Source organism: Streptomyces sp. NPDC059994, assembly GCF_042737755.1.
Taxonomy (GTDB): domain Bacteria; phylum Actinomycetota; class Actinomycetes; order Streptomycetales; family Streptomycetaceae; genus Streptomyces.
The window spans coordinates 37,662-50,737 of record NZ_JBHWUR010000018.1 but is presented as its reverse complement, the minus strand read 5'-3'; the positions used below and the strand labels follow the sequence as shown (position 1 = coordinate 50,737).

10 protein-coding genes and 1 riboswitch are annotated in these 13,076 nt (G+C 73.4%); of the genes, 6 read left to right on the top strand and 4 right to left on the bottom strand.

Annotated elements, in window-relative coordinates; genetic code table 11:
• Positions 1-119 precede the first annotated feature (119 nt).
• A complete protein-coding gene (locus ACFWA7_RS12620; RefSeq protein ID WP_385540571.1) occupies positions 120-806 on the bottom strand; it encodes a hypothetical protein in 687 nt (228 codons plus the stop codon).
• Between the two features lie 92 nt (positions 807-898).
• Here ACFWA7_RS12620 and ACFWA7_RS12615 point away from each other — a divergent pair, with 92 nt between their 5' ends.
• Positions 899-1,288: a VOC family protein gene (locus ACFWA7_RS12615; RefSeq protein ID WP_385540573.1), complete on the top strand. Its 390-nt coding sequence runs from the start codon at positions 899-901 to the stop codon at positions 1,286-1,288.
• Between the two features lie 13 nt (positions 1,289-1,301).
• Here ACFWA7_RS12615 and ACFWA7_RS12610 read toward each other — a convergent pair whose 3' ends face one another.
• From ACFWA7_RS12610 to ACFWA7_RS12600, 3 genes are all read right to left on the bottom strand, one after another.
• Positions 1,302-2,624: a hypothetical protein gene (locus ACFWA7_RS12610; protein WP_385540575.1), complete on the bottom strand. Its 1,323-nt coding sequence runs from the start codon at positions 2,622-2,624 to the stop codon at positions 1,302-1,304.
• Between the two features lie 320 nt (positions 2,625-2,944).
• The gene (locus ACFWA7_RS12605; protein WP_385822720.1) at positions 2,945-4,069 is read right to left on the bottom strand and encodes an alpha/beta hydrolase; all 1,125 of its coding nucleotides are present in this window, start codon (positions 4,067-4,069) and stop codon (positions 2,945-2,947) included.
• Positions 4,070-4,116: 47 nt separating this feature from the next.
• The gene (locus ACFWA7_RS12600) at positions 4,117-4,803 is read right to left on the bottom strand and encodes a class II aldolase/adducin family protein (protein ID WP_385822718.1); all 687 of its coding nucleotides are present in this window, start codon (positions 4,801-4,803) and stop codon (positions 4,117-4,119) included.
• Between the two features lie 208 nt (positions 4,804-5,011).
• Here ACFWA7_RS12600 and ACFWA7_RS12595 point away from each other — a divergent pair, with 208 nt between their 5' ends.
• From ACFWA7_RS12595 to cobN, 5 genes are all read left to right on the top strand, one after another.
• Entirely contained in the window at positions 5,012-6,286 is a 1,275-nt protein-coding gene (locus ACFWA7_RS12595; protein ID WP_385540581.1) for an anion permease, read from the top strand.
• Between the two features lie 28 nt (positions 6,287-6,314).
• Positions 6,315-6,539: a hypothetical protein gene (locus tag ACFWA7_RS12590; protein ID WP_385540583.1), complete on the top strand. Its 225-nt coding sequence runs from the start codon at positions 6,315-6,317 to the stop codon at positions 6,537-6,539.
• Positions 6,540-6,649: 110 nt separating this feature from the next.
• A riboswitch (cobalamin riboswitch) is annotated at positions 6,650-6,792 on the top strand.
• A gap of 107 nt (positions 6,793-6,899) precedes the next feature.
• Positions 6,900-7,829, top strand: a complete 930-nt coding sequence (locus ACFWA7_RS12585) for a cobalamin biosynthesis protein (RefSeq protein WP_385540585.1) — start codon at positions 6,900-6,902, stop codon at positions 7,827-7,829.
• Positions 7,826-9,334 carry a cobyric acid synthase gene (locus tag ACFWA7_RS12580; protein WP_385540587.1) on the top strand — a complete coding sequence of 503 codons (1,509 nt, stop codon included), beginning with the start codon at positions 7,826-7,828 and terminating at the stop codon, positions 9,332-9,334. The genes ACFWA7_RS12585 and ACFWA7_RS12580 overlap by 4 nt, the downstream gene beginning before the upstream one ends.
• A complete protein-coding gene (gene cobN / locus ACFWA7_RS12575; RefSeq protein WP_385540589.1) occupies positions 9,331-12,981 on the top strand; it encodes a cobaltochelatase subunit CobN in 3,651 nt (1,216 codons plus the stop codon). Before ACFWA7_RS12580 ends, cobN begins: the two co-directional genes overlap by 4 nt.
• Positions 12,982-13,076 lie beyond the last annotated feature (95 nt).

Here is a 13,076-nt window from a genome sequence, read left to right as displayed (position 1 = left end):
GCCAATTCTAGCGGGGGTGTGCAACTGCTTTAACGTGCGGTGATCTCTTACGAGAGGCGGTCCCCCGGGCGCGCCGACGACCCGCCGTGGGGCGGCCGGCACCGGTCCGCCGCGCGGCCTCACACGCCCCGGGCGGCGCCCACGCGCGCGGGGAGCTCGTTGCCCAGCGGGGTGCGGCCGGGGGCGACGCGCCCGAGGGCGTCCACCGCCACCACCTCCTGGGTCCACACATCCCGGTCGCGGCAGGGCTGGGCGACGAGCAGAACGCCCTCCACGCGCGCGATGCGGCCCGGGTCGAAGGCGCACTCCCGCCGGGCGGGCAGCATCCAGCGCAGATCCCCGTCGGCGGTGCGGTACGCGGCGATGCGCTCGGGGGTGACGACGGCGAGCATCCCCGCCGGAGCCAGCTGCTGGAGCACGCCCGCGGCCCGGCCGGGGCGCCCGGCGAGCCAGCCCGCGAGGCCCGGGACGGCCCGGTGCCAGCGGACCGCGTCGACCGAGAGCACGCGCGCGGTATCGGTGACCATGCCGTCGCTCCAGAGCGCGAAGGCGTGCCCCGGCGCCGTGCGCACCGCCAGCGGACGGCGCCCCTCGCGGCGGTACGTCCAGCTGCGCGCCCCGCTCCTGGGGTCGTACGCCTCGACGGCCGCGCCCCGCACCCGTACCGCCGGGCGGGCCGGCGCGGCGGCGGGCAGCACGGTGAGGCGGTCGCCGTAGGGGGCGGGCCGGGCGTGCTGCGCCTCGGTGACCAGGGGAAGGGCCAGTACGGCGGCGACGGCGGCCAGTGCGAGACGGTTCCGGTCCATGAGGCGCCGAGCGTATCGGGCACCGTGTCAAAAGGGGCGCAACGCAATGAACTGTTTGATACTCAGGCCGACGAGTGGGACGGGAGTTCGTGATGAGTGTGTATCCGACGATTCTGTACGTGGACGCGAAGGCTGCGATCCGCCTGTTGAAGGACGCCTTCGGGTTCACGGAGAGGAGTGTCTACGAGGACGCGGACGGCCTGGTGCTGCACGCCGAACTCGCCAGCGGCACCGGCATGGTGATGCTCGGCTCGAAGAGCCGGGGCGGCCTCTTCGCGGACGCCATGCGCGACGCGGGCCCGGTCGGTGTCTACGTGGTGGTGGACGACGTGGACGCGCACCACAGACGGGCGGTGGAGCACGGCGTGGAGATCCTCATGGAGCCCACCGACCAGGACTACGGCTCGCGGGACTACATGGCACGCGACGCCGAGGGCAACGTGTGGAGCTTCGGTACGTACGCCCCCGGCGCGGCCGGCTGACCCCCGCCGGGCCCTAGACCCCGCCGGTGTGGACCTGGAAGGCCGCGCGGCGCACGGCCTTGGCCAGGGCCGGGTCCGGATGGGCGGCGGCGAGGGCGACCAGGACCTGGACGGTACGGGGGTGGCCGACGGCCCTGACCTCGTCGAGCAGGGCGGGCACGGTGCCCTGCACGGCCGAGTCGAGGTGGCGCACCATCAGCTCGACCTCGCCGTGGTCGGCGACGGCCGCGGCGGTGTCGACCCAGAGCCAGGTGGACTCCTCGCGGGTGAGGACGGCGGTGACGTCCTCGGGGTCGCTCCCCTCGTGCTCGGCGAGCCAGAGCAGGGCGTAGGGGCGCAGGAAGAGCTCGTCGGCGGCGGCGCGCACCTCGGGCTCGGCGGGGGCGCCGACGACCCGCAGCGCCTCGAAGGCGAGCCCGCGCACCAGGGCGTCCTCGCCCCGGGCCGCGTCGAGCAGCTCGGTCACCGCGCTGCCGACGGGCCGGGCGGCGAGCCAGGCGCGGTACTCGGCGCGGGCCGGGCCGGGGGTGAGCCGGGCGCAGCCGCGCAGCATGTCCCCGGCGGACTGCTCGATGTTGCCGGCCGGACTCTGCGCGGCGACGCAGATCTGCTCCAGCTTGACCCACACCGCCCAGCTGCCGAGCGGGGTGAGGGTGGCCGAGCCCTCGCCGAGGGTGAGTGCGCCGACGGCGGCGAGCCCGGCGAGCACCCAGTCCAGGAGGAGGGAGAGGAAGGCGAGGGAGGCGGGGCGGTCCCCGCCGGTGCCGTCCGCGTCGGTGCCGTACGGGACTTCGCAGCGCTCGTCGCGCAGTTCGTCGACGCGCTGGCCGAGCAGATCGAGCAGAGCCGGTACGAGGACGGGACCGGCCGAGAGCTGGAGGAGGGAGAGCACCTGGGGAACGGCTTCGACGACCTCGGCCACGGCGGCGGGCGCGATGGCGGCCGGGGCGGGGTGGACGATCGACCAGGCGTCGAAGAGGGCGACCCAGCCGCGCAGCACCGCGGCGTCGTCGCGGTCCCAGGCGCGCAGCCGCCAGCCGGGGCGCGCGGTGCCGCCGTGCAGTTCGACGAGTCCGGCGAGCCGGGCCCGGTCCCAGCCGGCCCGCACCTGGGCGGGCGTCAGCCGCAGGGTGGCGGCGGCCAGTTCGGCGGCGGCGCCGGACAGGGTGCCCGTCGGGGCGGGGCGGGGCGCGCTGCCCCGGGCGCGCTCGGCCTCGGCCCAGCGGGCGACGCGTACGGCGTCGGCGAGGACCGCTCTGGCCTGGCGGGCCAGTTCGGCGGCGGCCGGGGTGCCCTCGGGCGGCCGGGAGCCCGCCCGGGAGCGGCGGTCGCTCACGGCCCGGCGTGCGCTGGCGAGGGGTCGGGCATCCTTCGCGTGCGGTGCGCGGACAAGCCGCAGTCTGGAGTCTCGCGGCAACTTCTCTTCAGGCTTCCGGGACGTCACGGATGCAGTCTTCCCGTTGACGGGCAGAAAGCCCAAACGGAATGGGGCATGCCCGGATCCCGCGCGGGCCGGGCGCGGCCGGGGCCCGGGGGTTGTCACCCCGGGTGGTGCGGTCCGTTGACGGGCCGAAAGCCGAAGCGGAATGGGCGCCCTGATCGCCTGGGCGGTGCCGGCGGCCCCGTGCGCCGCTTCGGGGGCTCCGGCCCCGCGCGTCACATGAGCGGGGTCAGGAAGCGCCGCAGCGCCTCCTCGTAGCGGGCGGGGTCCGCGTTCCACATCGAGGCGTGCGGGGCGTGCTGGACCGTGTGAAGGGTCACCAGATCGGGGCGGCGGGCCGCGAGTTCACGGGTGAGGTGCCAGGACGCCAGGGTGTCGTCGGGGCCGTGGAAGACCAGCGCCGGGACACGCAGGCCGGCCGGGTCGGCCGCCTCGCGCAGACGGTCGCCGTGCGGGCCGGTGCGGCCTTGCGCGGCCCGGACGGCGAGCGGCAGCAGCGCGCTCGGGGCGCCGTGGGCGAGGGCGAGGGCGCGCAGGGTGCCCTCCCAGTCGAGCACCGGCGAGTCGAGGACGACGCCCCGGATGTGCTCGCGCATCCCGGAGCGCGCGGCGGCGTGCAGCGCCATGGTGGCGCCGGTGGACCAGCCGTGCAGGATGACGCGCTCGGCGCCGGAGCGCACGGCGTACCGGATGGCGGCGTCGAGGTCGCGCCACTCCGAGTCGCCGAGGTGGCCGAGGCCGTCGGGGGACCGGGGGGCACCCTCGTCGCCCCGGTAGGCGAGGTCGAGCACCGGCAGCTTCTGGCGGTGCAGGAAGCCGATGACGTTGAGCGGATGTTCGCGGGTGGTGCCCAGGCCGTGCACGGTGATGACCCAGGTGTTCCGTACACCCTTCACCAGCCAGGCGGGCAGCACACCCAGCTCGGCGGGGATCTCCACGTCCTCGTAGTCGAGGCCGAGCGCCTCCTTCGGGGTGCCGTGGTGCAGCTGCGGGGTGAGCCGGACCCGGTCCCCCGGCTGCGGGCTGCCCCGGGTGACCCGCTCCAGGCGGCGCACCACGGTGTCCGCCGGGTGCGGCCTGTCGACGACCTCGCCGACCACCGCGCGGATGCCGGGACCCTCGATCCCGTACGTCCCGGGGCGCAGCGAGGCCAGGCACCGGGTCAGGGCGATCCGCCCGGGCCCGGTGGCATGCACGGTGAGGTCGGGGTCGGTGGGCAGCGGGCGGCCTGGCGGCGCCTTGAGGGCCGCGTCGCTCGCGTACCGTCCGGCGGCCACCGCGGCCGCGCCGACGCCGATGAGTGTGGTGACGGCCGCTGCCGTCGCTGTAGCCGGGCGCACCCTTCCAGTGTCGGCAGTGCGCGGCGACACGGCCAGTGGGCGGGGGCCTACCGGGGCACGCCCGGGCCGGGGGCGTCCCCCTGGCCGTACCCCCGGAACTGTTCGGCGGCCCGGTCGAGGTCGGCGACGGAGAGCAGGGAGGGGGTGCGGCCGGGGACGGAGGAGGCGGCGAGCCAGAGGCGGCACATCCACTCCAGCTGGGCGGTGCGGTCGTATGCCTGGGAAAGAGTGGTTCCGTAGGTGATCGTCCCGTGGTTCTGGAGGAGACAGCCGGTGCGGCCTTCGAGGGCGCGCAGCATGTTCCGCGCCAGTTCCTCGGTCCCGTACAGCGCGTAGGGCGCGACCTGGACCGGACCACCGAGCGTGGCGGTCATGTAGTGGACCGGCGGGAGCTCGCTGACCAGCGTGGAGACGGCCGTGGCGTGCACGGCGTGGGTGTGGACGACGGCCCGGGCGTCGGTGTGCCGGTATACGGCCAGGTGCATCGGGAGCTCGCTGGTGGGCCGCAGCGTGCCGGTCACCTGGCGGCCGGCGAGGTCGACGGCGACGGTGTCGTCCGGGCCGAGGCGGTCGTAGGGGACGCCGGTGGGGGTGACCAGGACCAGGTCACCGACGCGTATGGAGACGTTGCCCGAGGTGCCCACGACCAGGCCTTCCTCGGCGGTGCGGCGCGCGGTGGCGGTCAGCTCGGCCCAGGCCGTGGCGGTCGCTCCGGAGTCCTTCGGCTCTCCCATGGGGCGATCCTCGCAGGCTCCGCGCAGCGGGCGACGGAGTGAGCAGAATCTCTTCAATGGGGTATATGGCCGGTTCGCGGGGTTTGTCAGGGCCTGGTCGCAGCAAAAACCGGTCGGATACACCGCGAAGCCCGACCCAGTTCACCTTCCGTTCATCCAGGTTACTTACGTTCGTCCAGCCACTGACGTCGAACGATTGACTGGGTAAATGGAACACATCACGCTGCTGCTCGCCATTGTGGTCGTGACAGCTCTAGTGTTCGATTTCACGAACGGTTTCCATGACACCGCCAACGCGATGGCCACGACCATCTCGACCGGCGCCCTGAAGCCCAAAGCAGCGGTCGCCATGTCCGCCGCGCTCAACCTGGTCGGCGCGTTCCTGTCGGTGGAGGTCGCCAAGACGATCTCCGGCGGGATCATCAACGAGAAGGGCATCAGAACAGAGGTCATCTTCGCGGCGCTCGTCGGCGCGATCCTCTGGAACCTGGTGACCTGGCTGCTCGGCCTGCCGTCCAGCTCCTCCCACGCCCTGTTCGGCGGTCTGATCGGCGCGGCCGTGATGTCGGCCGGCTGGTCCTCGGTGAACGGCTCGACCATCGTCACCAAGGTGCTGCTCCCCGCCGTCGCCGCCCCGATCGTCGCGGGCGTCGCCTCGATGCTGGCCACGCGCCTGACGTACCGGATCAACCGAAACGCCGACCCGGCTGCCGAGAAGGCCACCGCCAAGGGGTACCGGGCAGGACAGATCGCCTCCGCCGGGCTCGTCTCACTCGCCCACGGCACCAACGACGCGCAGAAGACCATGGGCATCATCACGCTCGCCCTGGTCGCCGGCGGTGTGCTGCACCCGGGCGCCAACCCCCCGCTGTGGGTCATCGTCTCGGCCGGCATGGCCATCGCCATGGGCACCTACCTCGGCGGCTGGCGCATCATCCGCACCATGGGCAAGGGCCTGACCGAGCTGGCGCCGCCGCAGGGCTTCGCCGCCCAGTCCGGTGCCGCGACCGTCATCCTGGCCTCCTCGCACATCGGCTTCTCGCTCTCCACCACCCAGGTCTGCTCCGGCTCCGTCATGGGCGCCGGCCTCGGCCGCAAGGGCGGTGTGGTCCGCTGGTCCACCGCGACCCGCATGTTCATCGCCTGGGGCCTGACCCTGCCCGCCGCGGGTCTGGTCGGCGCCGGCGCCGAGTTCCTGACCGGCCAGGGCACCTGGGGCATCGTCCTCGTGGCGATCCTGCTGATCGCGGGTGCCGGCTTCATCTGGAAGCTGTCGCGCCGCGAGCCGGTCGACCACAACGACGTCACTGCCGCCGCCACCCCGGCGGAGTCCCCGGCCGAGCCCGCCGGCGTCGTGACCACCGCGATCGCCGCCGTCACCCCGCCGCCCACCGCCGCCGCCGTGGCCGCCGATCTGACGGCCACCATCCCGGCTCCGGCCCCGGTGGCCCCCGTCGACCCGGCCCGCCCGGCCACCGTCTGACCCGGCCGCGCACCCCAAAGGAATCGTCATGCACATCGACTGGGCAGCTCTCGGCACCGTCTTCGGTGTCAGCCTCATCGTCACCGTCGGCCTGGTGGGCCTGTTCACCGTCGGGATCGTCGGCCTCAGCAAGCAGCAGTCGGCCGCGGCCGGCAAGGGCAACGTCGCCGTGGCCCGCACCACCGCCTACCTCTGCTTCGCGCTCTGCGCGGCGGCCGTCGCGTACGGCATCAGTCTGATCGTCGGCAAGTAGCCCGGCCAGCAGCGCCGCACACACCTCGAACCGCCTTCCGGCCCGGCCGGAGGGCGGTTCTCTGTGTGCCCCAACACACTCTCCCGTCGCAGGTCAGCAGCGAGTTGACGGGCGTTCCCGGGCATGGTGGACTGCCCGAGCCATTTACGGCGGCAGAAGAGGAAGCCGGTGCGAATCCGGCGCGGTCCCGCCACTGTCATCGGGGAATCATCCCCGTGAGCCAGGAACTCTCACCGCCGGTCGACGTCGTACCAGGGCGCGGACACCCTGAGTGAGGACATACCGCCATGCGCGCCTGCCTGTTGCCGGCACCTCCCGGAAGTACCAGAGTTCTTCGCGGCGTTGCGGCGGGCTGATCCCATGCGTGCCGATCGCACTTTCGCGTACGGCGCCACCGCCGGTCTCCTCGGCGACCTCCTCCTCGGCGATCCCCGCCGCGGACACCCGGTCGCCGCGTTCGGCCGTGCCGCGGCCGCCGTGGAGCGCACGCTGTGGCGCGACCACCGGGGCTGGGGCGCGCTGCACACCGCCGTGTGCGCCGGAGGCGCCGCGGGCGCCGCACTGCTCGCCACGCGCGCGGTACGAAAGCTTCCCACCGCGTCCGTCGCGCTGACCGCCGCCGCCACCTGGGCCGTCGTGGGCGGCACTTCGCTGGGCCGGGAGGCCCGCGCGATCGGCGAGGCGCTGGAGGCCGGGGACGTCGAGGCGGCCCGCGCGCGCCTGCCGCACCTGTGCGGGCGCGACCCGCAGTCCCTGGACGCGCCCGGCATCGCGCGCGCGGTCGTCGAGTCCGTCGCCGAGAACACCTCCGACGCCGTGGTGGGCGCGCTGGTGTGGGGGGCGCTCGCGGGGGTTCCGGGCCTGGTCGCGTTCCGCGCGGTCAACACGCTGGACGCGATGGTCGGCCACCGCTCGCCGCGCCATCGGCGGTACGGGTGGGCCTCGGCGCGCCTGGACGATGTGGCGGGCTGGCCGGGCGCCCGGCTCACCGCCGCACTGGCGGTGGCCGCCGGGGGCGCGCCGCGCGCCGCCACGCGCGCGTGGCGGGACGACGCCCGCAAGCACCCGAGCCCCAACGCCGGTCCCGTCGAGGCGTCGTTCGCGGGCGCGCTCGGCGTACGGCTCGGCGGCACCCTCTCGTACGGCGGCCGTGTCGAGCACCGGCCCGTGCTGAACGGGGGCGGCCGGGCGGTGGAAGTCCCGGACATCGAGCGGGCGGTGCGGCTGTCGCGCCGGGTGGGCTGGCTGGCGCTGGCTGTGGCGATCGCGGTGAGGAAGGTACGTACATGAGCGGCGGACTGCTGGTCGCGGGCACCACATCGGACGCGGGCAAGAGCGTCGTCACCGCCGGGATCTGCCGGTGGCTGGTGCGCCAGGGCGTGAAGGTCGCGCCGTTCAAGGGGCAGAACATGTCCCTCAACTCGTTCGTCACGCGCGAGGGCGCCGAGATCGGGCGGGCGCAGGCGATGCAGGCGCAGGCGGCGCGCGTCGAGCCGTCCGCGCTGATGAACCCCGTGCTGCTCAAGCCGGGGAGCGACCGGTCGAGCCAGGTCGTACTGATGGGCAGGCCGGTGGGCGAGCTGAGCGCCGGCGGCTACCACGGCGGACGCCAGGAAGCGCTTCTCGGCACCGTCGTGGACTGTCTGGAGCGGCTGCGGGGCACGTATGACGCCGTGATCTGCGAGGGGGCGGGCAGTCCGGCCGAGATCAATCTGCGGCGCACGGACATCGTCAACATGGGCATCGCGCGCGCCGCGAAGCTTCCGGTGGTGGTGGTCGGCGATATCGACCGGGGCGGGGTGTTCGCCTCGTTCTTCGGTACGACGGCGCTGCTGAGCCCCGAGGACCAGGCGCTGGTCGCCGGGTACATCGTCAACAAGTTCCGGGGCGACGTCTCGCTCCTCGAACCCGGCATCGACATGCTGCGCGGGCTCACCGGACGCCACACGTACGGGATCCTGCCGTTCGCGCACGGGCTCGGCATCGATGAGGAGGATGGCCTGCGGGTTTCCCTTCGCGGCGCCGTGCGCGAGTCGGTGGTGGCGCCGCCGGTGGGCGACGACGTGCTGCGGGTCGCGGTCTGCGCGGTCCCGCTGATGTCCAACTTCACGGACGTGGACGCGCTCGCCGCCGAACCGGGCGTGATCGTACGGTTCGTGGACCGGCCCGAGGAACTGGCCGACGCGGATCTGGTCGTCGTGCCGGGAACCCGGGGCACGGTCCGGGCGTTGGAATGGCTGAGGGAACGGGGGCTGGCGCGGGAGCTGGCGCGCAGGGCGGCCGAGGGGCGTCCGGTGCTGGGGATCTGCGGCGGATTCCAGGTGCTCGGAGAGCACATCGAGGACGAGGTCGAGTCACGGGCGGGCGCCGTGGCGGGGCTCGGACTGCTGCCCGTACGGGTGCGGTTCGCGGCCGAGAAGACACTTGCACGGCCGACCGGCGAGGCGCTGGGCGAGCCCGTGGAGGGATACGAGATCCACCACGGCGTCGCTCAAGTGCTGGGCGGGGAAGCCTTCTTGGACGGATGCCGGGTCGGTGCGGTCTGGGGCACGCACTGGCACGGGTCACTTGAGAGCGACGGATTCAGACGACGGTTCCTGGAGCGGGTGGCGAGCGCCGCCGGACGGCGTTTCGTGCCCGCCCCGGACACGTCGTTCGGCGCGCTGCGCGAAGAGCAGCTGGACCGCCTCGGCGACCTCATCGAAGAACACGCGGACACGGACGCGCTCATGCGGCTCATCGAGCAGGGCGCGCCCGCAGGACTTCCCTTCATCGCACCTGGAGCACCCGCATGAGCACTGTGCTGTTGTTGTCGACCGCCGACACGGATCTGCTGGCGGCCCGGGCCTCCGGGGCGCCCTTCCGGATCGGCAACCCGACCCGTATCGACGTGGCCGAGGAGCTGCCCGCGCTGATCGAGGGCGCGTCCGTGGCCGTCGTGCGCCTGCTCGGTGGCAAGCGCGCCTGGGAGGACGGCCTTGCGGCGCTGAAGGCGTCCGGCATCCCGACGGTGCTGCTCGGCGGCGAGTCCGTGCCGGACGCGGAGCTGATGGCCGAGTCGTCGGTCCCGGCCGGTGTGGTTGCCGAGGCCCTGCGCTATCTGGTCGAGGGCGGACCGGGCAACCTCGTGGAGCTCGCCCGCTTCCTCTCCGACACCGTGCTCCTGACCGGCGTGGGCTTCGCCGAGCCGGAGAAGATGCCGGAGTGGGGCGTGCACGGCACGCGCGCGTACGTGGAGGGACGCCCCACCGTGGGCGTGCTCTTCTACCGCGCCCACGAGCTCTCCGGCAACACCGCGTTCGTCGACGTCCTCTGCGACCGCATCGAGGCCCAGGGCGCCAACGCCCTTGCCGTGTACGTGGGTTCGCTGCGCGGCGCCGAGCCCGCGCTGTACGAGACACTGGGCCGGGCGGACGCGCTGATCGCCACCGTCCTGGCGGCGGGCGGCACCACCGCCTCGCAGGCCAGCGCGGGCGGCGACGAGGAGGCATGGGACATCGGCGCCCTGGCCGACCTGAACGTCCCGGTGCTGCAGGGGCTCTGCCTCACCTCGTCCAAGGCGGCATGGGAGGCCTCGGACGCGGCGCTCTCGCCCATGGACGCGGCGATGCAGGTCGCCATCCCCGAGTTCGACGGCCGGCTGATCACCGTCCCCTTCTCCTTCAAGGAGCAGGGCCCGGACGACGTGCCGGTCTACGTCGCCGACCCCGAGCGGGCCTCCCGGGTCGCCGGAATCGCGGTGCGCCACGCCCGGCTGAAGCACAAGCCGAACGCGGAGAAGAAGCTGGCCCTGGTCTTCACCGCGTACCCGACCAAGCACTCCCGCGTCGGCAACGCGGTGGGCCTGGACACGCCCGCCTCCGCCGTGCGCGTCCTGGACGCGCTGCGCGACGCCGGTTACGTGGTGGAGGGCCACCCGGACAACGGCGACGAGCTGATCCACCGCCTGATCAACGCGGGCGGCCACGACGTGGAGTGGCTCACCGAGGAGCAGCTGGCGGCCGCCCCCGCGCGCGTGCCGCTCGCCGACTACCGCGCCTGGTTCGAGAAGCTGGAGCCGGAGCTGCGCGACAGCATGCTGGAGCACTGGGGCGAGCCCCCGGGCCAGCTGTACGTGGACGGCGACGAGATCGTGCTCGCCTCCCTCCAGTTCGGCAACGTCGTCGTGATGATCCAGCCGCCGCGCGGCTTCGGCGAGAACCCCATCGCGATCTACCACGACCCCGACATGCCCCCGTCGCACCACTACATGGCTGCCTACCGCTGGCTGGAGAACAGCTTCGGCGCCGACGCGATCGTCCACATGGGCAAGCACGGCACCATGGAGTGGCTGCCCGGCAAGGGCCTCGGCCTGTCCTCCGGCTGCGGCCCGGACGCGGTCCTGGGCGAGCTGCCGCTGGTCTACCCGTTCATCGTCAACGACCCCGGCGAGGGCACCCAGGCCAAGCGGCGCGGCCACGCCACGGTCGTGGACCACCTGGTCCCGCCGATGGCCCGCGCCGACACCTATGGCGACCTGGCCAAACTGGAGCAACTCCTCGACGAGTACGCGCTGGTGAGCGACCTCGACCCGACGAAGGCCCCGGCCGTGCGGGCCCAGATCTGGACGCTGGTGAAGGCCGCCGAGCTCCACCACGACCTGCACATCGCCGAGCAGCCGGACGACGGCGACTTCGACGAGTTCGTCATGCACATCGACGGTTATCTCTGCGAGATCAAGGACGTCCAGATCCGCGACGGCCTCCACATCCTCGGCGGCGGCCCCGAGGCCGAGCCCCGGGTCAACCTGGTGCTCGCGGTGCTGCGCGCCTCCCAGGTGTGGGGCGGCCAGGCCAACGCGCTGCCCGGCCTGCGCGCGTCGCTGGCCGAGCACTTCGGCCTCGTGGAGAAGGAACTGCTCGCCGAGCCGGGCACACCGGTGAAGGTGCCGGTGGAGCTCACGGACCTGGTCGAGGGCCCCGCCCGTACGGCGGCCGACACGATCGACCTCCTGGAGCAGCTGTGCCGCCGCCTGGCGGAGGGCATGGAGGAGCGCGGCTGGGACGCGGCCGCGTGCGGCCCGCTGGTGACCGAGGTCCTGCGCGCCGAACTCGCCCCGGCCATCGCGGTCCTCGACTTCGCCTGCCGCGAAGTGGTGCCGCGCCTGGCCCGTACGACGGACGAGATCACCCACATCCTGCGGGCGCTGGACGGCGGCTACGTCCCGGCGGGCCCGTCCGGCTCACCCACCCGGGGCCTGGTCAACGTCCTGCCGACCGGCCGCAACTTCTACTCGGTCGACCCCAAGGCCATTCCGTCCAGGCTGAGTTGGGAGGTCGGCCAGTCGCTGGCGGACTCGCTGCTCCAGCGCTACCTCGCGGACAACGGCGAGTACCCCAAGTCCGTGGGCCTCACGGTCTGGGGCACCTCCGCGATGCGCACCCAGGGCGACGACATCGCGGAGATCCTGGCGCTGCTCGGCTGTCGCCCGGTGTGGGACGACGCGTCCCGGCGCGTCACCGGCTTCGAGGTGGTCCCGGCCGCGGAGCTGGGCCGTCCCCGCATCGATGTGACGGTCCGCATCTCCGGCTTCTTCCGGGACGCGTTCCCGCACGTGGTCGGCCTGATCGACGACGCGGTGCGGACGGTGGCGGAGCTGGACGAGCCGGCCGACACCAACTACGTACGGGCGCACGCCGACGAGGACACCGCCGAGCACGGCGACCGCCGCCGCGCCACGGCCCGTATCTTCGGCTCCAAGCCGGGGGCGTACGGGGCGGGCCTGCTGCCGCTGATCGACGCGCGCAACTGGCGCTCGGACGCGGACCTTGCCGAGGTCTACGCGGTGTGGGGCGGCTATGCGTACGGGCGAGGGCTCGACGGGCGCGCGGCGCGGGGCGACATGGAGACGGCGTTCCGGCGGATCGCGGTGGCGGCGAAGAACGTCGACACCCGCGAGCACGACCTGGTCGACGCCGATGACTACTTCCAGTACCACGGCGGCATGGTCGCCATGGTCCGCCATCTGACGGGCGAGTCCCCCGAGGCGTACGTGGGCGACTCGGCCACCCCCGACCAGATCAAGACCCGCACCCTGGGCGAGGAGACCCACCGTGTCTTCCGCGCGCGGGTGGTCAACCCGCGCTGGATGGCGGCGATGCGGCGCCACGGCTACAAGGGCGCGTTCGAGATGGCCGCGACCGTGGACTACCTGTTCGGGTACGACGCGACGGCGGGGGTGGTCGACGACTGGATGTACGAGAAGTTGTCGGCGGAGTACGTGTTCGACCCGGAGAACCAGGACTTCATGCGGAAGTCCAATCCGTGGGCGCTGAGGGGAATCACCGAGCGCCTCCTGGAGGCAGCCGACCGAGGGCTGTGGGCGGAGCCTGACCAGGAGACCCTGGACCGGCTCCGGGCGACCTACCTTGAGCTTGAGGGAGATCTGGAGGGCGACGCATGAAAGCCCTCTACACCCCCGCGTCGGCGGGGACAACAGCGCACGGACGGCCGTCGACTTGGCGGTGCCTGGATCACCCCCGCGCCAGCGGGGAGCAC